Raw genomic sequence first — 22,318 nt, forward strand, 5'->3', positions numbered from 1 at the left:
TGGGTATCGCTTGTGATTCGCATCATCAGCACAGCGCGTATTTTGGCGCAGAGCCGAATTTGGCCGGCGCCTACCGTCAACGACGTCCAACCGGACATCAATCAGACGGAAGAAGACCATGTCCATCAAGCGTCAATTGCTGACCCTGGCTGCCTCCACCGCGGCCGCCGGAGCCGTCCTCGCCGGGCCGGCGACCCCCGCCCATGCCGGCACCGTCCGGACGGTCAACTCGTCCGCGACGATCTGCGTCAATGACCCTGGCCTGAGCCTGTCCCGGTGCTTCAGCTATGGCTGGAGCGAGCAGCTGGCCCCCGGTCAATTCAACGAACACGACCTGCCGACGCCCAAGGTCGGCCGGTATGACGGCAAGTTCACCGTCCGGGTGGGCGTGAGCGACAAGCCGCTCGGCTACGGCCAGGCCTACGCCACGGCGACGGGACGGCGTCTGACGCTGAGCACCAGCTCCAGCAGCCAGACGGTCAACACCAAGGTTACCGGCAACAGCAAGTTCGCGATCTACTTCGTGCCCGGCTCCGGCAGCTTCACCGACTCCGCGCAGGACGACCTCAACCTGGGCGCCCCATACCCGGGCAGCATGACCCTGACCTACAACGGCACCGCCTTCTGAACGAAGACGGTGCCCTGAAGTAAGTCCAGAAACATGTGCGAGAGCCCCGCTCATCTGCTCTGCCGAATCGCAGAGAGACCGGGCGGGGCTTCTGCGATTCTGGAGAAAACCCATGCTCGTCGCCGCGGGTGCCCCGGCTCGTCACCCAGTGCCGCCGTGGTGCGGACCTGCTGCCAGTGACGGTTTCACCGGCTGTCCGCTCCCCCGTCACCCCGGCGGGTATAGCGTCCCGTGTCATGCGCGCCGAGGGCTGGTACCAGGATCCGTTCGAGTCGCACGAGGCCCGCTGGTTCTCCGCCGGCCGCCCCACCAACCTCGTCCGCGACCAGGGCGTCGACTCCTACGACGCCCCGCCCGCGCCGGAGTGGACCGGCCCGCTCACCCCGGTCGACACCCCGACGCCGGTCAACGGCGAGGACCTGAAGCGCGCCGACGAACCCGTCCGCGAGCGCGGCGTCCCGGGCCTGGACGGCTCCGGCGCCATGGGCATCGGCTTCAACTGAACGGCGGAGATTCGCCGCGGGCAGCGGGAGCCCGCGGATGCCTGGCGGCGGATCGAGCAGCTGTTCGCCGACGTGCTTCAGAACGTCTTCGCGGCCTCGACGGCGTCCGCGTGGGCGCGGGCGCGGCGGGGTTCGGCGTCGGCGACGGCCAGGTTGGGGCGGAACTCGACGGTCGTGATGTCGGTGATGCCGGCCCAGCGGAGCCAGCCGTCGAAGTACGGGGCCTGGAAGTCGGCGCCGAATGACGGTGCGCGGCCCTCGCCGTACACCGCGCTGGTGTACAGCACCGCGGCCTTGCGGCCGGTCACCAGGCCCGTGTAGCCCAGTTCGCCGTCGAAGCCGAAGACGGTCCCGGGCTGGCTGACAACATCGATGAACTGCTTCAGTTTGTACGGTACGGAAGCGTTCCACATCGGGACGGAGAACAGATACTTGTCGGCCGCCGCGAAGCGGTCGAACACGGACCGGGCGGCCTGCCACGCCTCGGCGCCGGGGCCGGTCGGCGTGCGGCCCGCGAAGACGTCCATCTTGGCCGCGGCCGCGGGCGGGCCGAACTCGGGCAGCGTGCCGTCCCAGAGGTCCCATTCCGCGATGTCGTCCTCGGGGTGCAGTTCGCGGTACACCTCCAGGAAGGTGTTGGCCAGGGCGAGCGACTCGGACTGCCGTCCGCGCGGTGAGGCGGCGATGTGCAGCAGGGTGGCCATGGTGAGCTCCTCCGGTCTCCAGAAACGTGCGTGCGCACGCACTTACAAGCTAGCCAAGTGCGTGCGCGCGCACAAGAGTTGGTACCGTGTGACCATGGACTCCACGGCCGCCTGGGCCGCCCTGCTGCGGGTACACGCGGCGCTCATGCCCGTCCTCGACCAGGAGCTGCAGGCCGCGCACGGGCTGCCCCTCACCTGGTACGACGTGCTGCTCGAGCTCAACGCCGCCCCCGCCCGCCGGCTCACCATGTCCGCCCTCGGCGCCGCCGCCGTCGTCAGCCGCAGCCGGGTCAGCCGCGTCGTCGACGAACTCGTCCGGGCCGGCCTGGTCGAGCGGGTCGCCAACCCCGACGACAAACGCTCGGCGTTCGCGAAACTCACCCCCGCCGGCCGGGCCCGCCTCAAGGCCGCCGCCCCCACCTACCTGGCCGGTATCGAACGCCACTTCACCGGCCGGATGACCCGCGCCGAGGCCCAGACCGTGGCCACGGTCCTGGGCAAAGTCCTGCACGCCCACGACGCATCGACCATCATTCCCATGGGACCGACCCGGTAACGGGTTCGTGCGCGGGCGCCCGGCACGGTAGGGTCCAGCGGGTGATGCGCGTGCTGCCGCCCCTGCTGGTCATCGGCGGCCCGGCGGGCTCCGGCAAGAGCAGCATCGCCGCCGCGGTGGGCCGACTGGCCGCCGCCCCCGTCGTGGACCTCGGCGACAGCGCCCAGGACGACCCGCACAGCGTCGACCTCCCGGCCCTGCAGCTGCGCCTCGACGAACACGAGGAAGCCCCGCTGGTCGTCGTCGAGGGCGTGTTCGCCCTGGCCCTGCCCCCGATCCGCTGGGCCGCCAAGTGGACCGTCTACGTCGACACCCCACTGGACCTGAGCCTGGCCCGCCGCGCCCTGGACCACACCGACCCGCACACGGTGCTGCGCGCATACCTCGACGGCGGCCGCGAGGCCCACATCCGCACCGTGGTCACCGGCCGCCAACTTGCCGACCTGGTGGTCGACGGCTCCGCCCACCTCCCCGAGGTAGCCGGCAAAATCCACCGCTTCCTCACCCGCGCCTGAGCCGAGCGGGGGCCTCAGGCTCGCTGCCGGCGTGCGGGCCCGGTGCGGGTCGCGGTGAGGACGGCGACGACGGCCAGGAGCAGCAGGGCGGCGGCGAGAGCGGCGGCCGGTGGGCCCAGCGGTGGGCGGCCGTGCAGGTTGGGTGGGGCCGCGGCCGCCCACGCGGCCACGGTGGCCGGGACGGAGACGATGCCGGCCGACAGGACGAGCAGGAGCGCGGCGAAGGGCTCCACGAGCCTCGCCCGGCGGGCCGACAGGCCCTGGCGGCGCAGGGCCCGCAGGTCGTCGGACGGGCCTTCGACGGTACCGCTGAGCAGGGCCGCGGCCGCGAGGACGACGGCGAGCACGCCGGCTACGAGGTAGAAGCGCAGGCCCAGCGCGGAGCCTTCGCCGGCCAGGGCGGCCCGGGCGTCGGCGACGGTGCGGCGGGCGTCGATCGTCACGCCGTGGGCGGCGATCGCGTCGAGGACCGGCTGAGGCGTGCCGGCGGCCAGCCAGACCTCGGCGCCGGCGGCCGCGCTGTCGATGGAGAGGCGGTCGGCCGACTCGAGATCGACCAGCAGGCCGTCGGTGCCCAGGCGGGGCAGGCGGGGCACGGTGGCGACGACCTTCGCGGGCAGCTGGCGCTGGCGGTCGAAGACGGTGAGCAGGCCGGTCGGGGGCAGCGGGCCGGTCGACACCACCGGCAGGACGGCCGGGCCGCCGTCGGGGCGCAGGACCCCGGCGCCGGCTTCCGGGCCGGGTGGGAGCTTCATCGCCACGTCCGGGCCCTGCGGGGTGAGGGTGGCGCCGGGCGGGGACTGCCAGGCGGTCGTCGGCGCGTTGTGGAGGGTCAGTTCGAGGGCGGGGCCGGCGTAGGGGGCGAGCCGGAACCCGAGCTGGATCAGGCGGCAGCCGTCGGCGCAGGGCATCGCGCCGCTGTAGGTGTGCCGGCCCGCCTTCACCGCGCCGAACTCGACCGTGGCGTTGGGGCGGCCGTTGAGCGGGGCGACGACGGCGGAGAAGCCGTCATCCGTCCGGTCCAGGAACGTGACGGTGATGTCGAGGCTGAGGGTGGTACCGGTGACCGTCGCCGGGTTCGCCAGCGGTGCCGGCTGCAGCTGCGTGGCCCAGCCGCCGTTGCCGGTGACGCCCAGGCGCGGCGCGTCGACGGCCAGGCCGCCCGGGATCGGCACCACCGCCATCGCGTAGCGGCCGTCGGGGTCGGCCGCGTGCACCGCGTCCAGGAGAGCGTGCCGGGTCGTCGCGCCTACTGACAGTACCGTCGAAGCGCCCATGGCTTGTTGCGCCTGATCCGCACGCCGCTGATCGGCCTGCGTCACCGCCGCGGCCGCGAAGGCCAGGGAGGACAGGGCGACCACGAGCACCGCGAGGAGCCGGGCGGCGGACGGGCGGCGGGCCAGGGACAGGCCGGCGAGGGCACCGGTGAGCCGGCCCCGGCGCAGCGCCACCGCACCCAGCCGGGCGGCCAGCACGGGGGCGACGACCGCGGTCAGCAGCGCGATCGCCAGCAGCACGAGCGCGGGCGCGACCCCGGCCACTCCCCCGCTGCCGCCCCGGAGCTGGAACGTGGCCGCGGCCGCGGCGACCGCGGCGAAGACAGCGATCCGCGCGCCCCACCGTCCACTTCGGACATCGATCCGGCGCAGCAGCGCGGCGACCGGGCCGGAGACCGTCCGGACCCCGACGACCAGACCCGCGAGGACGGCGCCGACCACGGCGACGGCCGCGTAGAGCAGCGCGCCGGGCGTCGTCCAGCCGCCGACCGCGGTGAACCCGGCGAGGGCGCCGAGCAGCATCGGCACGAGCGTCTCGCCGGTCGCCAGCCACCAGCGGCCGGTGCGGGCCACGCCGCGCAGGGCGATGATGCCGTGCTCGAAGCGGCGGGCCCGGGTGGCCGCGGCGACGGCCAGGATGATGACGGCCCAGGCGAGGACCAGGACGGGGGCGACGGCGAACGGTACGGTCGCGCGCACGTCGGCCCGCCGCTCGTCGATGCGGTCCAGCAGCGCGCCGAGGTCGGTGGTGAGGCGGGCCCCGCTGTTGTTGCGCCGGTCGGAGTCCTCCACCCAGGCCCGCAGCGCGTCCAGGTGCTCGACGCTGATCGCGCCCGGCAGCGGGTAGGCGTCGTACGTCTGCAGCTCGGAGGTGCGGCTGAACGTCGCGAGGGTGCGCCGGTCGACGTAGTACGCGGGGCCGTCGGCATCGGTGAGCGCGCCGCCGGAGCCCCAGTAGGGCTCGGTGCCGTCGCGGGCGCGGACGATACCGACGACGGTGATCGGGGTGGCCGGGCCGGAGGAGAGGTACCGGTTGCTGATCGCGTCGAACAGCGAGCCCGTCAGCCCGACCGCGTCGCCCGGCTTCACCTTCAGCCGGTCGGCCGCGCCCACGCTGAGGACGGCGTCGCCCGTGCCCATCAGGCACCGGCCGGCGACGAGGACGACGTGCTCGCACAGGCTCTCGCGGTAGACGACCCGGCTGAGCTGGTCCGCGTCGACGATCGGGGTCGCCTCCGACTGCGCGACGAACTGCGCCCGGAACACCGACGTGTAGCCGGGCGCGTCGACCCAGCCCGAGCCGAGCCGCTCGAACGTGGTCGGGATCCGGCCGTCGGTGCCGGCCTCCACCCCGCCGCTGACCTGGACGTTGCGCTCCTTGGTGGTGGCCTGGGCGACGGCCGTGTCGACGATCTGGCGGTCGGTGCGGGCCACGTAGACGGGCGCGGCCACGGCGGCCACGGTCGCCAGGGCGGTCAGCAGGGCCACGGTCAGGGCGCGGCCGAGGCGGGACCGCAGCATGCCGAGGATGAGGGCGGTCATGAGCGGCCCTTGTCAAACGGCGTTCGCTTGATGGTCGCGGTCCTCATGAGCGGCTCTTGTCGAACGGCGTTCGCTTGATGGTCGCGGTCCTCATGAGCGGCTCTTGTCGAACGGCGTTCGCTTGATGGTCGCGGTCCTCATGAGCGGCTCTTGTCGAACGGCGTTCGCTTGATGGTCGCGGTCCTCATGAGCGGCTCTTCTTGATGATCGCGGTGGTCAGGACGGCCAGGGCGGCGAGGCCCGCCACGAGCGCGGCCAGCGGCTGGATCGCGGGCGGCAGGACGGGCCACGGGTCGGTGAAGGCGCGCACGGGCGGCGGGTTGAGGGCTCGGAGCAGTACCGCCGCCGAAACGCCGATCACCACCGACACGAGCACCGGAATCAGCCCGGCCCAGCGCTCGACCCGCCGGACGATCCGCTGCGGGACACCCTGGCGGCGCAGCGAGCGCAGCTCGGCGTCGCGGTCGCGGCGGTCGACGGCGGCCACGACAAACGCGGCCACGGCGGCCAGCAGCAGCACGATCCCGGCCCCGGCCAGGTCGCCGAGCGCGAGCACGGCCGGGGTGAGCCGGCCCGCCCGGTCGGTGGCCGCGGCCACGGTGTCGCTGCCGGTGATGTCGAGCCCGGCCGAGCGCAGCCGGGCGATGACGCCGTCGCCGGCCGCCTTGGCCAGCCAGACCTCGGGGCGCTCGGCGGACGGCACGGCGCCGACGGCCACGGCCCGGATCCGCCCGGCGTACTCCAGGTCGACGACGACGCCGGTCCCGCCGCCGCGCGGGATCAACGGCACGTTCGTCGCGTCGACGGGTATCGTCGCGCCGAACATCTGGACCGCCGGCTGGTCGTGCTTGTCGTTGGCCGCGGCGTCCCCGGCCGCGAGGGCGGGCAGCGGGACGGGGGCGTCCACGACGTACACCCGGCTGTCGATGGGTCGTTGGACGCGCGGCTCGACGTCGGCCAGGCGCATGGTCCCGCCGCTCTGCCGGATCTGGACGCCGGCGCTCGCCTGGGCCACCGTGGTGCGCCAGCGGGCCGGGTCGGCGAAGGCGGCCGCGGAGACGACGACCTGGCCACCCGCGCTGAGCTCCTGCAGCTCGACGGCGCCGGGGTCGGCCTCGACCGCCTCGACGCGGCACCCGTTGGCGCAGCCCGGGACGGTGGCCTGCCAGCCGGGCCCGAACTCGGCGACGAGCTGCTCGCCGGTCCCCTCAACGGCGAGCAGGACGCGGATCCGGTCGCCGGTCGCCTTCAGCTCGAGGCTCGTGCCCGTGAACCGCAGCGGCTCCGGTGCGGGCGGGTGCAGGGCGGCGCCGTCGACCCCGGCCACGGCCCGCAGCCGCGGGGCGTCGACGGCGACGACGTCCCCGGTGACGACGACCGCCATCGCCTCCCGGCCGCCGGGGTCGGCCGCGCGGACCGCGGCGAGCAGCCGCTCCCGGCCGACCGGCGCGACCCGCAGGACCCGCTCGGCGCCGACCTCGACCCCGGCCCGCTCGGCCCGGGCCGTGGTGCCGCCGCGCCAGTCCTGGGCGGCGAGCGCGAGGACGCAGGTGGCGGCGGCGAGGACGGGGATGATCCGATACGCGGTGCGGCGGCGCCCGAGCGTCAGGCCGGTCAGGGCGGCGGTGAGCCGGCCGGCGGCGAGCGCGTGGCGGCCGTAGAACCCGGCCGCGGTCAGCAGCAGCCGGGTGCCGAGCACGCCGAGCCCGGCCGCGATCAGCAGCGGCGCGACCTGGGCCAGGCCGAAGCCGGTGTCACGGCGCACGTCGGCGGCGGGGGCGGCGACGATCTGGAACAGCGCGGCCGCGGCCAGCCCGAGCGCACACACCTCGGCGGTCGCGGCGGCGAGTGGCCGGCGGGGCCGCACGTCGCGCATGAGCTCGCCGACGCCGCCGCGGGTGGCGCTCCAGTCGGCCGCGACGACGATGACCGCCCCGGCCGCGAACAGCCGCGGTGACCAGGCCGCGCCGATCGCCAGTGGCACCAGGCTCTGCAGGGCGGTCGCGGTCCGGATGCGCCAGCGGGGCAGGCCGCGGATCGCCAGGCGGGCGGCGTCGCCCCGGCGCTCCTGCGCGGCGTAGGCGGCGGCGACGGCGATCGCCAGCCCGCCGAAGAGCAGGATCTGCGCCTCGGCGAGCCCGATCCCGCGCTGCACGGCCCGCCGGTCGGTCCGCAGCGCGTCGGCGAGCGCGGGCGCGCCCGAGGTCACCTCGAACCGCGCCCCCCGCAGCCGGTCGAGGCCGGCCTTGAGCTCGGCCGCGTCGTCGAACGCCGCCGGCTCGAGCAGGGCGTCGAACGTGACGGTCACGGTGGCCTTGGCCGACGTCACCGTGGGGGTGGTCGTGTAGGCCGCGGCACCGCCCTGTCCGGCCCAGAACCAGCCGGCCGGGTCTGCGGGCGAATAAATGCCGACAACCTGCAGCGGTACCGCAACCGCCGTCAAACCGGACTCGTGCACGACCTGCCCGCCGACCGTCACGCCGAGCAGCCGGGCGAGCTCCTCGGGGAGCACGACCTCGCCGTCGGCCTGGACGCACCGCCCCTGCTTCAAGGTCACGTTGCCGCAGAGCTTCTCGACGGTGCGCAGCTCGGCCGCGGTCCTCCGGCTACCCGCACCGTCGACCAGGTCGCCGGGCAGCCGCAGGCCGCCGGCCTTGTCGTCGACCGGGGCGTCGACCAGGTTGGCCATGCGGCGCAGGACGTCTTCGGGGCGGTCGGGGGCGGCGGCGGTGCCGCGGACGCTGAGCGTGCGCTCGGGGACCGTGGCGGCGGCGATGCGGGCCTGTGCGGCACGATCCCCGGCGACATCGGCGGCCCGGGCCGCGACGGCCGCCGCGACCGCGGTGAGCAGGGCGAGGGCCAGCATCACCAGTGCCTGCACCCGCCGGGCCCGCAGCGCCCCCAACACCAAGCCCACCACGCGGATGACCTTAGCGGGAGTTCCAGGTCAGGACGGGCCTGCTTTCAGCTCAAGATCGCCACGAGAAAGTCCGAGTCCGGGGTGAACGGCCGTAAATCCCAGGTCGCGAGCAGGACGTCGGTCTTGAGTTGCGCTTTGGTCACGTCGGCGAGGAACTCCTCGAAGGTGTAGCCGCGCCCGGCCCCGAACCCGACCACCAGCCGCCCGCCGTCCTTGAGGTGACGCTTGAGGTTGCCGAGGATCTGGACTCTCGTCGCGGGCGCGACAAAAGCCATGACGTTCCCAGCACAGACGATCGCGTCGAAATCCGCCGGATCCAGGTCGAGGTCGACGAGGTCACCGACCAGCCAGGCCGGCCCCGGGTAGTCCTTGCGCGCCGCCAGCACCAGCTCCGGGTCCAGGTCGACCCCGACCACCTCGTGCCCGGCCGCGGCCAGGGCCGCACCCACCCGCCCGGTGCCGGCGCCGGCGTCGAGGACGCGCGCGTTGCGGGGCACCATCGCGTCGACGAGCCGCGCCTCCCCGGCCAGGTCCTCCCCCGCCGCCGCCAGCTTCCGGAACCGCTCGATGTACCAGCCCGTGTGCCCCGGCTCCTCGGCCTTGCGCCGCAGCCAGCCGTTCTCCTGCGAAAGTTCCACGTCGTCAAACCTTAAGCAGGCCCGGCCCCGGACGATGAGCCGGGTGCCGAAGGGAGCCGTTTGCATGCGGGCAGAACTCGACGGCGGGCCAGTCACCGCCGATGCCCTCCTGGGCATCGTGTGGCAGGTGTGGACCGCCTACCTCGGCGGCACCCCGCCGGCCGAGCCGCTACCGGCAGCGGCGTACGTCGAGCCGTTCGACGTCACCGCCGCGGTCTCGATAGCGGGCGCCTGGAACGGCCACGTCGTCCTGCGCTGCCGCGTGGACGGCGCCGCCGCCATAGCCGCCGCGATGCTCGAGATGCCGACCGGCAGCGTCAGACTGGAAGACATCGTCGACGGCGCCGGCGAGCTGATGAACATCATCGCCGGCAACGTGAAAAGCCTCCTCCCCCAGCCGTCGGTGGTCGCACTGCCACAGGTGGTGCTGGGCGAGGCGGACGTGGTGTGGCCGGGCAGCACCGCCGCGTGCGAACTGCGCACCGGCTTCGCCGAGTGGGCCGTGCTGCTGTCGGTCATGCAGGTCGAAGCCGGAGGAACACCATGACGCTGACCGACATCGACCGCCTCCGCGCGGTCGCCCGCTACGACCTGGACGACCCGGACCTGCGCCAAGCCCTGGACGCCATAAGCGCCGAAACCGCCCGCCGCCTGGGCGGCTCGATCACAGCCGTGAACATCCTCCTGGACCGAGCCGTCCTGACGATGTCAAGTCACGGCGCCGAGGGCACGATGACCGCCGAGGTGGGCGGCGCCCCCGCCGAGTGGTCCTTCTGCAGCCGGGTGGTGACGGAAGGCCGCCCCCAGGTGGTCCAGGACACGGCAACGGACGAGGGCGAAGACGTGGACGGCCGCCCGCTGGCCGCAGCCGGCATCCACTCCTACGCCGGCGTCCCGATATCCACCGAAGACGGCCACACCATCGGCACCCACTGCGCACTACACCCGCTACGGGCCCGCTTCGACGCCTCCACCATCGCCGTCCTGGAATCCGCCGCCGACCGCATCCTGCACGAGCTGGACCAGCATTGTGTTTCCTAGAAGCGGCGGGGGAGGCTTCGCCTCCACCCACACCCCCTCCCGATCCACACCACGGGCGCCAGGCCACAAGGGGTGACCTCAGCCCGGACGAGGCCTGTCGCTCGACGCAGGCCCGTCGGCGATAGGTCGGCCCCGGCGGTTCGTTCAGTTGTACCAGCGTGTCAACCGGAGGTCGCGCGCGAGGTGGGGAGATTGACGCAGGGGAGTCGCTCGATGCAACTCCACGGCCGCTGCTAAGGAGACCACTCCGCCGTACGATGGATGCGTGACCTCGTTTGACGGTGGTGACCGCCGCTGGCGCGCTCCGAGGCGGAGGGGAGCGCCGACGGATCTCGACGGCTGTCGCTGTTGATTGGGCACGCGCTGTTGACGCAAGCGTACGGCCATCGCCGAGCCGCAGCTACGAAGCGTAACGATCTTCGGTCCGACCGCCGCGCGGAATCTGCGGCATGAGCCGAAGCGTGATCAATCGTTGTGATTGACGTCCGTCCGTACGGTTGGGACGTGGACGACCGGCTGCTGGTGCACCGTATGCGCGCGCTGATCGCTGTGTTCGTGTGCGGCGTTGCGATGTTCCAAATCTACGTGGTTGACGCTTCGGACCGTGTGGTGGTGGCGCGCACCGACTGGGTGCTGGCGCTGGTCGTGGCGACATACGCGGCCGCCGTCCTGGCGACCGCGGCAGCGGCGTACACCTTCTTTCAGCGTCGGCCGGAGCGCGCGAGGCTTTGGTCCAACACCGCGACTGCCTTCGCGGTCGTCGTGATCCTCGGATTCAGCTCCGGCTGGTTCCTCGGCCTCGCGGTCGATCATCCACTATGAGCGGGCGAGGGGAAGGCTCTTGCCGCCCGTCGACCGTGACCGACGCCCCGACCAGCCAGATGGGATGCCATCCGTCTGAGTCCGGAAACTAAATCTGCGGTCAGGTCGCGTGTGCTTTGGCTGAAGGCGGGTGAGGGCCGTGTCGGCGCGTGCTCGTACCGCCGCACGAGCGCTTCCGCTCAGCGGCCCGGCCGAGGGAAGGTCCAGGTCGCGACGACCGCGCAGGCCACCGCCAGCGGCAACTCGGCGAAAGCCGCCATCAGCACCGCCAGCGTGAAGTCCGGACCCGGGGCAGCCGTCATGGTGTCGAACCAGGCGTCGACCACCAGCAGGGCCGAGGTCGCGGCGGAGGTCAAGCAGGCCCGGCAGTCGCCGCGGCTGAGAAGCAGCCCGGTGCAGAGCAACCCGAGCGCCTCGAAGCTGTCCAGACCCGTCCACGTCCAGGCCCAGTGCAACGCCTGAGCAGTGGCCGGGAGGCTGTTGTGCAGCAACACCAGCCAGGGAATCATCGCCAGCCCGAGCACGATGAGGACCGTGGCCGCGCGGCGCAGCAGCAGGGGGAACGTCGAAGCGGCCGCGGTCTTCGGAAGGATCCGCGGGACACCGGAGCCCGGACCGGCGTCCACGCGCACCAGGCGGAGCGAAAGCATGCCGGTCCGCTGGGTGCTCGCCTTCGACACCTGACTCCCTCCCGCGCCCGCCTCTCAGGCACGACCTCAGCCTGTCGCCCGCGCGTACCCGAGGCAGTAGCGCTCCCATCCGGCTTCACGGTGGTGCTGGGTATACCCCGCATCCAGGCGACACAGCGAAGAGATCCCGCCCGCCCCCACCAGAACCGGCCGGCGCGCACGATCGGCGGCTACTTATTTCATTGGATCTACGACTCCAGCAGCGCCCGATGCCATGGACACGGCAGGTATCTACACAGTTATGACCTGGTCAGCGCCGGGCCAGTCGTCGCCGACGAGCGTCGCGGTCAGGCGTCCGTCCAGTAAGGCAACACCGACGTCCGCGCCGCTCGCCGCGGGCTCAGCGAAGGCCGCGGGAGCTGTGTTGTCGAGGAGGAAGACGAAGTGCAGGGCGAACGGCGCAATCTCCTCGTGCGGGATGCCATCGGCGTCGAGCTGCAGGTTGGCCTTCCACGCTGCAATGCACAGCACTGAGATGAACAGGCCGAAGAAGTCCGTCGAAAGCAGCGCGTCAGCATGATCGATCAAGACAGCAAGATCCCTGGATGCGGCGCCGTGGCCGTGCCAGTCGTGCAGGCAGTCGATGAGCGCATCCCAGTTGCGGCCAAAATACGAGGGGAAGGACAGCGCGCCGGCGAAGGCGGCGAACAACGAAGCCGGCTCGAGCATCTCGAAACCCGTGAGCGCCACCACGCCTCCACCCCGTCGATGCAACGCGGCCACCTCAGCGCCAACCCACGGGTCGTCTGCACGCGTCACGATCACCCACGGCGACCGGTAGCTGTTCAGACTCGGGCTGCTCATGGCAATGATCCTCGCAAGAACGAACCCACCGGAGCCTCACAACCGCCAAAACACACGTCGCACGACCGGCGGCAGATCCGGTAACCCGATGAGCACCAGGAGTGGCAGCGATACCGGGCAATCTGGGAGAGCCCGGGCCACCCGAACGCCGCGGCGGTACGCGCAGGGCTCGCCGGCACAGCGAAAGCGTGGTGACCTCCGCCGTCAGGCCGGCCAGCCGACGATGCTGCAGAAAGTCGTGCAGACTGGCGCGGAGCTCGTCGTCGCTCATGGCGAGGTACATCAGCGGGCAGTCCTGCGGGCCGGTCGTGCTCAGCTGGCACAGCCGGCAGGACTCGGGCGGGCGCAGCGGGCCGCGCCCTTCGGGCGAGGCGTGCTCTCGGTCATGGCGCCTCCAGCCGCTTCCGACTCCAGGGTGTGCCTCGGGTCGCGGCGGCGTGCAGGGTCCGAAGACTTGCCGACGGGCGGTGTTCGGCCCCCTGATCCGGGGGTGGGCGGGTGCGATTCTGGCATGCTTGTTTCTACGTGGACCTCCACGGTGGCCTCGTTACAGCGGCCGGGTCCGGAACCGCGGCGCATCGGTGCCCGTCTACTGCGGTATGGAGTTTGATGAGGACTGGCGACCGCGTGGCACCGTGTTCGGTGGGCTGACGCTGTCACTCGGTGTGTACCTGCTGGCGTTGGCCGGATTCCTGGCCGCGGCGAGGATCGCCCCGCCCCACCATCCACAGGACCGGGCGGGCATCTTCGCGTTCGCGGGCATTGCGGGGTCGATCGGGGTCGCCGTCGTGCGGGGGCTCGCCGGTCGCCGTGACTCGGCGTTCGGTGCGGCGGTCGGCACGCTGGTGTGGCCGCTCGTGGGTGCCATCGGGATCGCCCTGCTGATGGTGCTGATGGTGTCGCACATGCGCGTGGTCTGAGTGGCCGGCTGGCTCCGGCACCGCTACGGCATCGGCCGGGTGTTCGATCTGCAGGTCGCCTTGACCCGACCCGTCCGTGCTGGAGGACAACGGGCTCGCCCCGCTGGACAAGGCCGTCGCCGAGTCGCACCTCCATCGCCTGCCCGACCGGCACGATGGTCGCCCGCAGCAACCAGTGCAGTGGCTGAGGTCGCGGCCGACCCTAGGAACCACTGGGCTTGGCCAGGATCTTCGCGGCTACCGTGGCGCGGCGGCTGTTCTTCGCGATCGGCACCCCCTGTGTCGCGCCGCGCAGCATGGCCCGCTCGGGCTCCGAGAGGCGTTCCCAGAGTCGCTCAGTGAGCCGCAACGCCTCGTACTGCTCAGTGCGTGTCGCGGGTTTGGCAATCCCCTCAACGAGCGAGGCGACATCGACGAGCGACGGATCGCCGCCCATGAGACCCAGGACCATTACGCGCATCACGGGCGAGCCGTTCGAGAACAGCGCTCGAATCTCGGCGGCATCAAACTTCTCCCGTTCGGCGATTGTGGCTGCCCGGCGGACCAGGACGTCTTGTACGTATGAGCGTGCGTTGGTGTATTCGGGGTCGGGAAGCACCTCTCGCAGTACGCCGTAGGCTTCGGTGAGCTGCGCGAGTTCGCTGCGGTCGATGATGGCTGCCGCCTTGGGTGCTCCCTGCTCGGCGACATCGCGCGAAAGCCCGAGCTCCAGGCCGGTCCCGCTGACCGACACCCGCTCCAGGCGGTCGATCATGAACGGCGCGACGAGCAGCAGCACCCCGGCGACGACGAGCACGCCACCCGCCGTGCCGCTGTCGCTGACAAGCGCCTTCCACACACCCGCGCCCAACGTGAGAAGACCGGGGCCACCGAGCATCCATCGCCGCATTCGCAGGATCGTAGGGGATCACAGTTCCCCGTAGGCGCGCACGATGGCAGCGCCGGCCTCGGCACAACCTGAAAGACGCCACGCGGAGCGCGGCATAGCGGATGGGTCGGGCATGCTGATGATGCGCATTTGATCGGCGGCGAAGGTTACGGCGTGGTTGTGAGGATTGTCGGATACCAGTTCCCCGATGCTGATGATCCGGTGCAGCGTTGCAGTTGGCACATGGTCGACGGGAGGGCGGTCTGCGCTGCGGGTTCCTGGGAATTCCGCTACCCCGCGTTGACGTGCGACGAGTCCCCGCGGTTGGGGCGGTGGTTGCGCGCTGTGGCCGAAGCGCCCGACTCGGCGCCAGCGGGGGGTCGGCGATGCCGGGCAGCTACCGGCCGAGCTGCGGTTTACGGAGCCGAACCTGTCGCTTGCGCTGGTGCGATCCGAACCGGCCTCGGTGGTACTCGGCATCGGCCTGGATCTGGAGTTCGCGCCACCCTGGCAGTCGCGGTCCACTGCCGGTGCGCCGTTTCGGATCGAGTGCGAGGTGACGTGAGATCAACTCGTGCGGGCGGCGATCGAGTGGGACGCCGAGATCGCGCCCTACCCTGAATACTGACCACCGCCTCAGACGTCGGCACAACAGCAAGCCTCGGCCTCAGCCAGATGGTCACCATCGGCGACGAACTCGGCTGGCCATTGCGCACCAACGGCGGCTTGAGCGGAAACGTGATCACGCGGTCACGCCGGCGGCTGGCATGGCCTGCCGGGTCGGTGCCAGAACCGGCAGAATGCTGTCATGGCGCCACAGACGACGAGCACTGACACGATCGAGTACTACCAGCGGCGAGCCCCTCACTACGACGACGTCTACGGTCGACCCGAACGCCAGCAAGATTTGCGGCAACTCGATGCGACCGTTCCGGAATTCTTCCTCGGCCGGGACGTCCTTGAAATCGCTGCCGGCACGGGCTACTGGACTCAGCGAATCGCCGAAGCGGCCAGCAGTGTCCTGGCCACCGACTACAGCGCCGAGCCTTTGGCCGAGGCCGCGCGGCGCACGTATCCTCACGACAACGTCGAGTTCCGCCGGCTCGACGCATACGACCTGAACCAGCTCTCCAGCCGGCACTCGGCCGCGTTCGCCGGGTTCTGGTGGTCGCACATGCGGATCGACGCGATCGACGGCTTCCTTACTGATCTGACCGCCAGGCTGGAGCCAGAATCGCCGATTGTCTTCATCGACAACCGCTACGTCGAGGGCAGCAGCACGCCGATCTCTCGTGAGGACCAGCACGGCAATACCTACCAGGACCGAACCCTGCCGGACGGCACCAGCTACGAGGTACTCAAGAACTTTCCGGAGCCAGCTGTTCTGGAGGACACCGGGTCGCGCTTCGGGACCGGCGTTCGGGTTGTTGAGCAGCAGTGGTACTGGATGCTGACCTTCACCACTCGTGAGCGCGGCAACCTCGCCGACAGCACGACCTCGGCGAACTTGTGACCACCACCCCGCTCGCAACTACTCAGCGCCGGGCCAGTCGTCACCGATGAGCGTCGCCGTCAGGCGTCCGTCGAGTACGGCAACGCCTACATCCGCGCCGCTCGCCGCGGGCTCGGCGAACGCCGTCCCGGTTTGCGGCGTCGAGCCTCTGAGTCGGCTGCGATTCAGCTGCCATAGGTTGCGATCTGCGCTGCTCCTGGACTGGCACGACGGGCGCTGTGCAGCATGCTGATGCTCACCGCGAGTGTCCAGATGCTCCACACCGCACCCGTGCTGGCTGTGGTCCCCCAGCCCTGGGCGCTGTAGAAGTCCGCCGGATCGTCACCGAAGTACACCGCCGGCACGAAGGCGAGGTTGACGGCGGCGAGCGCGTATGCCGAGCGGCCTACCTACTGTCGAGAATCAGTAGGCAGTCGAGGGTAACGCGGCGTCGCCGCCGCTCGAAGCACCAGTGCAGAAGGGTTCGTGCGCTGCCCCGCGATCAGTCGTTACCACGGCGACGTACGGGTGCCTGCGGTCCTTGCTGTTCAACTCCGAACAGGCGTGACTTCAACTCCGGGGGCGTCTGCGGTAGTTCAGCAGCAGGCAACCGCCCGAGCGGTCGGCGCTGACGAGTTCGAAGAGCTGCGAACCGCCGATGTCTTGGAACAGCCGATGGCCACCGCCGGCCAGGCCAGGGGAAACGACGAGACGCATTTCGTCGACGAGGTGTTCGCGCAACAGGGACCCGGCCAAGGTCAGGCTGCCGTGGATGCCGATGTCGCCACCACTCTGACGCTTCAAGCCGGCGACGTACGCGGCTGCAGGACCGGTGACATGGGTGGTCGCCGACCAAAGGGTGCGGGGAGCAGTCGACGAGAACAGAATCTTCGGGGTGTTGTTGATGAAGTCGGCGAACGGCTGCATCGTGGAGCCGGGCCAGTGCGGGGCCCATTTCTCATATGTTCGCCGGCCCAACAACACGGTGTCCTGGCGTGCGATCACCTGAGTGAGATTGCCCATGAGCCGCTCGTCCGCGTCGACGAACCACTCGCTCTCTCCGGGTTCTTCCGCTACACCGTCGAGCGACATCAATTCGTACAGCACAACATTGCGCATCACGTTTCTCCGTTCGTGATTGACGAGTATGTCTCAGCGCTGTGTGGAGGTCAGCTGCTGCGCAGGCATAGCCGGGCTTGCAGCCGTCAACCTCCTGGGTCGTCATCGAAGCTGTCCGGCAAATATGGGTACGGCATGGCTGCCGCACGAATCGCTTATCCTTCGGCTCCCCGGCCCACCGATCGGCGGAAGCGGCCACGAATCAAGCGGCTCGCCTTGCGCGGCGGCGGCGGCGAAGTCATGCCTCAACCGTAGAAAATGTGCGGGGTCGGGTACATCCGACGTGAGACGGGTCCTGCATCTCCGACTTTAGGATGACGACGGGCCAGACCGACCCGAGCCGGGCCAGCCTCAGGCCGCAGGTGAGCGCGACCCCGTGCCTGGTCAGCGACCCACGAGCCACGCCGGACAAGGTCGGCGATACATCGCACACCTGCGGTTCCCGCTCGCGTCAGGCCAGGCCCGCACCGGGTGGGACACGGCCCGAGGTGGGGCTACAGTCTGCCGCAGAGTGCCGGACGAAAATTCAGCCGCTCGACGGGTCGATGAGACCCGCACAACAGGTCCAAGGACAGGTTCGGACACTTCGGCGGCGTGGGCGAGGCGCTAATCGACAAAAAGCCGGAACGCGTGACGTCTTTTGCATGGCAATGACACGGTGCACGCTCATCGGCATGATGCAGGTAATCCGTTGCGAGGGCAGCGGTTGTCGGACTTCGCGCGTAACTGTATGTGAGACTGCCCGGCATGGGGATTTTCGGACGTGGCAAGCGTTTGGTCGCCTCGAAGCCTGAATCCGCAGACCTGGCCACCCTGCTGCTGCAAGGCGAGGAGATGATCGGCCAACTTGCGCAGGCGCACATGTCGTGGGGACTGGGCACGGCGGACCGTTGGGGTCTCGACCAGCGCACCGGCATCATCACGTGGACGTTCCCAGACAAGATCGCGACAGCTGCGGCCCAGATCATCGGCAGCTACAACCCCTCGGCGGCATCCTGGCTCTGGGCATGGGCCAACGAATCCATCCTTCCCGAGATGAGCCGGGACTCGCGCGCTGTTCGCGCCTGGGCTGAGACGCACGGCCAAACGGTTCTCACCCAGCCGAAGGTCGAGACCGATGACGACATGGCCGCAACTCTTTCCGCGCTCGCCGTGAGGATCACCCGCGCGACCGGCTTCTACCGAGGTTCAGGAACCGCCTCGATTCCGATCATCAGTTTTGGAGACGTCACCCTGGCCACCAACGACGGGAAGACCTCGACCTTCAAGGTAGCAATCGAATAGGGCCGGCTCAGCTCGATCGCCGCCTCGGCTTTCGGCCCCCCGCACAGGACCGGCGATCGAGCTCGAGTGGCCACGGTGCCCGCCGCCGTACGGGCCGCCACTTGCCGAGGAACCGCGGGCCGGTCACGAGAGGCAAGACACTCGCCGGGCCGTTGCGCACGTATGGCGGCATGTCCGGAAACCAAGATCGCCGGGTCCGGCGGTGCGTAACCAGCGGCCGTTCAGGCTCCGTCGCGGAGGAAGCGATCGGCGAGTCTGGGCAGGCGGCGGCGGATCTCGGCGTCGTCGTCGAAATCGAAGTCCCAGAGCGGGTCGAGGTCCGGATGGGCGCCGGTCGTGGCATCGTCGGGTAGTGCGTTACCGGTGACCGTCTCGTAGGCGCGCCATACGACCTTGATCATGTCTTCGCCCCAGAGGTCGTCGCCCGTGGTCGCGACCTCAATCACCGCGGGATGGCCGGCGAGGCTGTCCGGTGATGCGAGCGCCCGCTCGTATGTGGTACGCCCTTGGGCGATCAGCCAGCCTCGGAAGGCATCGAAGCCGTCGTCGGAGGCACCGCCGTTGATGAGGTATGCGGCGACCCACAGATCGACCCGGCACGAGTTGACGAACAGGTCCCACATCGGCTGGGCGAACCCGAGGATGTCGACCGGCCAGCGTCGCGTGAGCAAAGCCTCCATCCGTGCGGCGACGTCGTTCGCCCCTGCATGCTGGGGCAACCCGGCGCGCGCCTCGTCGATCAACCGCCAGGCGGCATCGGTGTGCACGCCGAACATTGTGATCGCGAAGCGCCACTGCGGGCAAGATCATCGCACTGTTTGCGAGTCCCAGGGCGCGTCAAACATCGTCGATGTATCTACAGGCGGCTGGAAGCTCATGGACATGGGCACGCTGATCTCCGACGTTTGCAACGAGCACTGGGAGCGGGAGGTCGACCGCATCCCGCCCCCGCCCCCGCGACAGCGCAAACAGCGCAAACGCTGAGCGGTCCGGCGCTTCTCCACCGTCAGGTGGGGCGTCGGCTCCGCCCGTAGGCGGGTGTGCTCCCGGCGTGGTCGGCAGATCCTTGGAACCTGATGGTCTCGCTGCGGTTGGGTGTGCGGTTCGGCTTGATGCGCGAGGTGGAGCCACTACAGTCGGAGCATGCAGCGAGACGTCTGCCTATGTCTTAGGCTCGCAATCGCGCTGACCGCGGCCCTGCTCGGTGCCGGCTGCTCGCGGGCGCAGCCGGTCCGCACGCCGGTCCCGCCGGCTCCGTCGGCGTCCGCGTCCTCGGCAGCGCCGCAGCCGAGCGGCTACCCACAGGCCGACCTGGCCGAACAGCCGTGCCGGGCGCTCGGCGCCGATGAGCTCGCGACCCTCGGCATCGACGCACCGGGCCAGGTGGAGAACAGCCAGAACGGGCCGTCGTGCCACTACAAGGTCGCGGACCAGAACGTCGGCATCGACCTGGACGTGCCGCAGTCCTTCGAGGAATCCAGGATCAAGGACGGCCGCGTCTCGCCGGTGGCGGTCGGCCGGTACATGGGAGTGCAGGCGGAGTACCAGCGCATCTGCTTCACCTTTGTCGCCGTCGGCGGGCCCGACCATCAGGCCGCCGCCACCACCATCCCCGACCCCGGCGCCTCGCAGGACACCACGTGCAACGCCGGCGCGAAGGTCCTCGCGGCCGCCGTCGCGCACATCGCGGTCTGAGTGCGCCGATGCGCCCGGACGGCGGCGACGATGAGCCAGTACTCACGCCGCGGCTATGACCGCGCATCCGATCAGCGACCGCGGCCGATCATCGGGTACACGCGAGCGGGCTCAGTACGCTCCCGATGCCCGCGCAAGATTCTGGTGCCGGCGGACTCTGGCTGGTACACATCTGTAGTGACGCTCGCTGATCGTCTCGCCGCCGGCTCCGCCGCCATCGCCGGCATCGGTCTAGTCTTTACCGGCGCCCAGTTGTGGTTACTCAACCGCCAGGCCCGTTACGAGCGCCGCATTTCGTACGACGGTGTAGTGGTGACCTGGCATCCCATCGAAGCACCGCACCGCCCGTGGACCGACGGCAACGCCCGTTGGACGTACGAAATCACAGTCAACAACCCTGGGCGGCTACCCATCGACCACATCGACGTTCGCTGGGTCTTCCCTTGCCCCGTGCGGCGTTTACATAGCAGCGGCATCCTCGACGAGCCCTCACCGAAGCTGACCCTGGTCACGCCCGTGCTGGCCGGCGGCGGCGCGCGCAGCTGGACCCGGCAGGTGCAAATGCCGTTCGACAACAGGCACCTACTCGCTGAGACCTACGCCGAAGTGACATACGTCGACATCGACGGCAAACCGCACCGCAATCGGTGGCCCAGGATCGCATAAATACGGGACTGTCAAGAAAACGGCTGTTGCCGGCTATGGGTGGCTTCGGCGTGGGCGTGCTGATGCGCGGTGTACGGCCGTCGCGGTGAGCAGGGCGGCGGCGGTGACGCCGAGCAGCCGGGCCGAGAGGACCGCCGGGCGAGGCAGCGGTGGCAGGAACGGCACGATCCGCTCGCGGGTGGCCGGCGCGAGCACCGCGGCGGCGGTAGCGGTCACGGCGGCGGCAGCGGCCGTGCCCCAGAACTGTGCCGGCCGCGGTGGTACCGCGGGCGCCGGGCCGTGCCAGGCCCGGATTCGGCGACGTTGGCCGATTCGGGCCGACAGGGCCACCCAGCCCGCCGCGCCGGCGGCGCTGGAGGCCAGGTGCAGCGGCATCCACCACGGCACTCCGGGCCGGACCTCGCGGCTCAGCCCGGACAGCCCGACCCGGGTGCCGGGCACGCGGGCGTGTGTGACATGGTCCCACGCGATGTGGCTGGCCGCCCCGAGCAGCGCTGATCCGGCGGTGATCCACCATGGGTGCCGGACGCCGCCGAGTGCGCCGTAGTCGCGGGCGGCGAATGGGCCCAGGGCCGGTAGGTGCGCCGCGACGGTGGGCGCCGCCGAACGTACGAGCCGGGCGGCCGCAACGGTGGCCGGTACGGAAAGGAGCGCACCCCACCAGGTGTGTCCGTATGTGTACGGCGGCCGGCATCCGCCGGCGGCGTACGGCAGATCCGGAGCCGCGGCCCCGATCACCAGCGCCACGCCGTCGAACAGGTCCGGACGCCACAGCTTCAGCGGCAGGACGGCGGCGGCGTGCGACGGGAACGTGGCCGGCATGACGGCGACTGTAGCGGCACACCTGGCCGGGACCACGCGTCGGCGCTGTTCGTTCGCATCGGCGCGCGGTGTCCAGGCGCTCCCACCCCGCGCTTCGCGCGAGACCGTACGGCCGGGATCACGGTTGTGCGGACCTCCGGCCGTCGCGGTCACCGCTGGACAGCACCGCGTACCTTTGGAACGTGCGTCGATTGGTACCGCTTGCCGTGTTGGTGCCCCTGCTGGCGGCCTGCGGCGGATCACCGTCCTCGCGACCCGACGAGGCATCGGTCAGCGCGGACGACGCCGCGGCGACCCTGCGGCAAGTCGCGGCGCTCGCCGCCGAGCGCACACCCGACTCCGCCAAACTGGTGTGTGATGCCCTCGCCGACAGCTGCGACGGGATGTCCAGCGGCTATCGCGCCAACCCGGGGTCAGCGCCGCTGTCGGCCCCCGCAATCGTGTGCGACATCGCTCTTCCCCCCATTCCCGGCCAAACCGGCCCGCGAATCCTGGTCATCACCGGCCGGGACGCCGGCGACCGGGACTACGCCGGCCAGGTCCTGGTCATGCGCCGCAACGGCCACGTCGTCTTGCACGAACCGGCGTTCTGGAACGCAATCCGCTATACCCAGCTCGCCGGCGGCCGAGCCTGGGACGCGGCCAGCGACGACCCGGCCCTGCGAGCCGTGCACGACACGGCGGTCCGCAGCCCCTGCGCCGACCCCGCAGCATTCGCCGCCGCCGTCACCACGACAACCACAGCGAGCCCACACCCGACATGAACCAGCACCACGCAACGCGGGAACCCGTCACGACGTAACGCCCCCGCAG

Annotated in this window: 26 protein-coding genes; 13 read left to right on the plus strand and 13 right to left on the minus strand. The window is 70.8% G+C overall.

All coding sequences use genetic code 11. The features are described 5' to 3' along the window. The first annotated feature begins 118 nt into the window (after window positions 1-118). Entirely contained in the window at window positions 119-628 is a 510-nt protein-coding gene (locus tag ACIA8L_RS33290; protein ID WP_395910632.1) for a hypothetical protein, read from the plus strand. A gap of 236 nt (window positions 629-864) precedes the next feature. Then, a complete protein-coding gene (locus ACIA8L_RS33295; protein ID WP_395910633.1) occupies window positions 865-1,131 on the plus strand; it encodes a hypothetical protein in 267 nt (88 codons plus the stop codon). Window positions 1,132-1,208: 77 nt separating this feature from the next. On the opposite strand, the gene ACIA8L_RS33300 is transcribed toward ACIA8L_RS33295, so the two are convergent. Further along, window positions 1,209-1,835, minus strand: coding sequence for an FMN-dependent NADH-azoreductase (locus ACIA8L_RS33300; RefSeq protein WP_395910634.1), 627 nt, complete (start codon window positions 1,833-1,835; stop codon window positions 1,209-1,211). Between the two features lie 94 nt (window positions 1,836-1,929). Between ACIA8L_RS33300 and ACIA8L_RS33305 the strand changes: the two genes are divergently transcribed. After that, window positions 1,930-2,391: a MarR family winged helix-turn-helix transcriptional regulator gene (locus ACIA8L_RS33305; RefSeq protein WP_395910636.1), complete on the plus strand. Its 462-nt coding sequence runs from the start codon at window positions 1,930-1,932 to the stop codon at window positions 2,389-2,391. A gap of 41 nt (window positions 2,392-2,432) precedes the next feature. Beyond that, window positions 2,433-2,906 (plus strand): hypothetical protein, encoded by a 474-nt coding sequence (locus tag ACIA8L_RS33310; RefSeq protein ID WP_395910637.1) that lies wholly within the window; start codon window positions 2,433-2,435, stop codon window positions 2,904-2,906. 14 nt (window positions 2,907-2,920) lie between these two features. On the opposite strand, the gene ACIA8L_RS33315 is transcribed toward ACIA8L_RS33310, so the two are convergent. The 3 genes from ACIA8L_RS33315 to ACIA8L_RS33325 form a co-directional block, all read right to left on the minus strand. Then, entirely contained in the window at window positions 2,921-5,725 is a 2,805-nt protein-coding gene (locus ACIA8L_RS33315; RefSeq protein ID WP_395910639.1) for a hypothetical protein, read from the minus strand. A 184-nt stretch (window positions 5,726-5,909) separates the two neighbouring features. After that, window positions 5,910-8,645 carry a hypothetical protein gene (locus tag ACIA8L_RS33320; RefSeq protein ID WP_395910641.1) on the minus strand — a complete coding sequence of 912 codons (2,736 nt, stop codon included), beginning with the start codon at window positions 8,643-8,645 and terminating at the stop codon, window positions 5,910-5,912. A 44-nt stretch (window positions 8,646-8,689) separates the two neighbouring features. Then, the gene (locus ACIA8L_RS33325; RefSeq protein ID WP_395910642.1) at window positions 8,690-9,283 is read right to left on the minus strand and encodes a class I SAM-dependent methyltransferase; all 594 of its coding nucleotides are present in this window, start codon (window positions 9,281-9,283) and stop codon (window positions 8,690-8,692) included. 64 nt (window positions 9,284-9,347) lie between these two features. Here ACIA8L_RS33325 and ACIA8L_RS33330 point away from each other — a divergent pair, with 64 nt between their 5' ends. The 3 genes from ACIA8L_RS33330 to ACIA8L_RS33340 all read left to right on the plus strand — a co-directional run bounded on the left by ACIA8L_RS33330 (window position 9,348) and on the right by ACIA8L_RS33340 (window position 11,146). Continuing rightward, complete coding sequence (locus ACIA8L_RS33330; RefSeq protein WP_395910644.1) at window positions 9,348-9,830, plus strand: chemotaxis protein CheX; 483 nt, start codon at window positions 9,348-9,350, stop codon at window positions 9,828-9,830. Then, on the plus strand, window positions 9,827-10,324 hold the full coding sequence (locus ACIA8L_RS33335) for a GAF domain-containing protein (protein ID WP_395910646.1): 498 nt from the start codon (window positions 9,827-9,829) through the stop codon (window positions 10,322-10,324). Before ACIA8L_RS33330 ends, ACIA8L_RS33335 begins: the two co-directional genes overlap by 4 nt. A 504-nt stretch (window positions 10,325-10,828) precedes the next feature. Beyond that, a complete protein-coding gene (locus ACIA8L_RS33340) occupies window positions 10,829-11,146 on the plus strand; it encodes a hypothetical protein (RefSeq protein WP_395910648.1) in 318 nt (105 codons plus the stop codon). A gap of 179 nt (window positions 11,147-11,325) precedes the next feature. Here ACIA8L_RS33340 and ACIA8L_RS33345 read toward each other — a convergent pair whose 3' ends face one another. The 3 genes from ACIA8L_RS33345 to ACIA8L_RS33355 all read right to left on the minus strand — a co-directional run bounded on the left by ACIA8L_RS33345 (window position 11,326) and on the right by ACIA8L_RS33355 (window position 13,144). Continuing rightward, window positions 11,326-11,826 (minus strand): hypothetical protein, encoded by a 501-nt coding sequence (locus tag ACIA8L_RS33345; RefSeq protein ID WP_395910649.1) that lies wholly within the window; start codon window positions 11,824-11,826, stop codon window positions 11,326-11,328. Window positions 11,827-12,066: 240 nt separating this feature from the next. Continuing rightward, window positions 12,067-12,639 carry a barstar family protein gene (locus tag ACIA8L_RS33350; protein WP_395910650.1) on the minus strand — a complete coding sequence of 191 codons (573 nt, stop codon included), beginning with the start codon at window positions 12,637-12,639 and terminating at the stop codon, window positions 12,067-12,069. After that, entirely contained in the window at window positions 12,560-13,144 is a 585-nt protein-coding gene (locus ACIA8L_RS33355; protein ID WP_395910941.1) for a DUF6767 domain-containing protein, read from the minus strand. Before ACIA8L_RS33355 ends, ACIA8L_RS33350 begins: the two co-directional genes overlap by 80 nt. Window positions 13,145-13,238: 94 nt before the next feature. On the opposite strand from ACIA8L_RS33355, the gene ACIA8L_RS33360 reads away from it, so the two are divergent. Further along, window positions 13,239-13,559: a hypothetical protein gene (locus tag ACIA8L_RS33360; protein ID WP_395910653.1), complete on the plus strand. Its 321-nt coding sequence runs from the start codon at window positions 13,239-13,241 to the stop codon at window positions 13,557-13,559. A gap of 202 nt (window positions 13,560-13,761) precedes the next feature. On the opposite strand, the gene ACIA8L_RS33365 is transcribed toward ACIA8L_RS33360, so the two are convergent. Then, complete coding sequence (locus ACIA8L_RS33365) at window positions 13,762-14,448, minus strand: hypothetical protein (protein WP_395910654.1); 687 nt, start codon at window positions 14,446-14,448, stop codon at window positions 13,762-13,764. Between the two features lie 18 nt (window positions 14,449-14,466). Continuing rightward, window positions 14,467-14,670, minus strand: a complete 204-nt coding sequence (locus tag ACIA8L_RS33370) for a hypothetical protein (protein WP_395910656.1) — start codon at window positions 14,668-14,670, stop codon at window positions 14,467-14,469. A gap of 565 nt (window positions 14,671-15,235) precedes the next feature. On the opposite strand from ACIA8L_RS33370, the gene ACIA8L_RS33375 reads away from it, so the two are divergent. After that, on the plus strand, window positions 15,236-15,940 hold the full coding sequence (locus tag ACIA8L_RS33375) for a class I SAM-dependent methyltransferase (RefSeq protein ID WP_395910659.1): 705 nt from the start codon (window positions 15,236-15,238) through the stop codon (window positions 15,938-15,940). A gap of 164 nt (window positions 15,941-16,104) precedes the next feature. Here the strand turns inward: ACIA8L_RS33375 and ACIA8L_RS33380 are convergent, their stop codons facing one another. Beyond that, entirely contained in the window at window positions 16,105-16,284 is a 180-nt protein-coding gene (locus ACIA8L_RS33380) for a hypothetical protein (RefSeq protein WP_395910660.1), read from the minus strand. A gap of 205 nt (window positions 16,285-16,489) precedes the next feature. Next, window positions 16,490-17,038, minus strand: coding sequence for a dihydrofolate reductase family protein (locus ACIA8L_RS33385; protein WP_395910663.1), 549 nt, complete (start codon window positions 17,036-17,038; stop codon window positions 16,490-16,492). 747 nt (window positions 17,039-17,785) lie between these two features. On the opposite strand from ACIA8L_RS33385, the gene ACIA8L_RS33390 reads away from it, so the two are divergent. Continuing rightward, complete coding sequence (locus ACIA8L_RS33390; protein ID WP_395910666.1) at window positions 17,786-18,322, plus strand: DUF6882 domain-containing protein; 537 nt, start codon at window positions 17,786-17,788, stop codon at window positions 18,320-18,322. Window positions 18,323-18,543: 221 nt separating this feature from the next. Here ACIA8L_RS33390 and ACIA8L_RS33395 read toward each other — a convergent pair whose 3' ends face one another. After that, window positions 18,544-19,089: a DUF4240 domain-containing protein gene (locus ACIA8L_RS33395; RefSeq protein WP_395910668.1), complete on the minus strand. Its 546-nt coding sequence runs from the start codon at window positions 19,087-19,089 to the stop codon at window positions 18,544-18,546. A 376-nt stretch (window positions 19,090-19,465) separates the two neighbouring features. Between ACIA8L_RS33395 and ACIA8L_RS33400 the strand changes: the two genes are divergently transcribed. Then, a complete protein-coding gene (locus ACIA8L_RS33400) occupies window positions 19,466-20,017 on the plus strand; it encodes a DUF3558 family protein (RefSeq protein WP_395910670.1) in 552 nt (183 codons plus the stop codon). 177 nt (window positions 20,018-20,194) lie between these two features. Continuing rightward, the gene (locus tag ACIA8L_RS33405) at window positions 20,195-20,683 is read left to right on the plus strand and encodes a hypothetical protein (protein ID WP_395910673.1); all 489 of its coding nucleotides are present in this window, start codon (window positions 20,195-20,197) and stop codon (window positions 20,681-20,683) included. A gap of 33 nt (window positions 20,684-20,716) precedes the next feature. Here ACIA8L_RS33405 and ACIA8L_RS33410 read toward each other — a convergent pair whose 3' ends face one another. Next, entirely contained in the window at window positions 20,717-21,505 is a 789-nt protein-coding gene (locus ACIA8L_RS33410; RefSeq protein ID WP_395910675.1) for a DUF4184 family protein, read from the minus strand. A 182-nt stretch (window positions 21,506-21,687) separates the two neighbouring features. Here ACIA8L_RS33410 and ACIA8L_RS33415 point away from each other — a divergent pair, with 182 nt between their 5' ends. Further along, window positions 21,688-22,269, plus strand: a complete 582-nt coding sequence (locus ACIA8L_RS33415) for a hypothetical protein (protein ID WP_395910677.1) — start codon at window positions 21,688-21,690, stop codon at window positions 22,267-22,269. The last annotated feature ends 49 nt before the right edge of the window (window positions 22,270-22,318 follow it).

Origin of the sequence: Dactylosporangium sp. NPDC051541, assembly GCF_044454505.1 — a bacterium.
In the GTDB taxonomy this organism is placed as follows: Bacteria; Actinomycetota; Actinomycetes; order Mycobacteriales; family Micromonosporaceae; genus Dactylosporangium.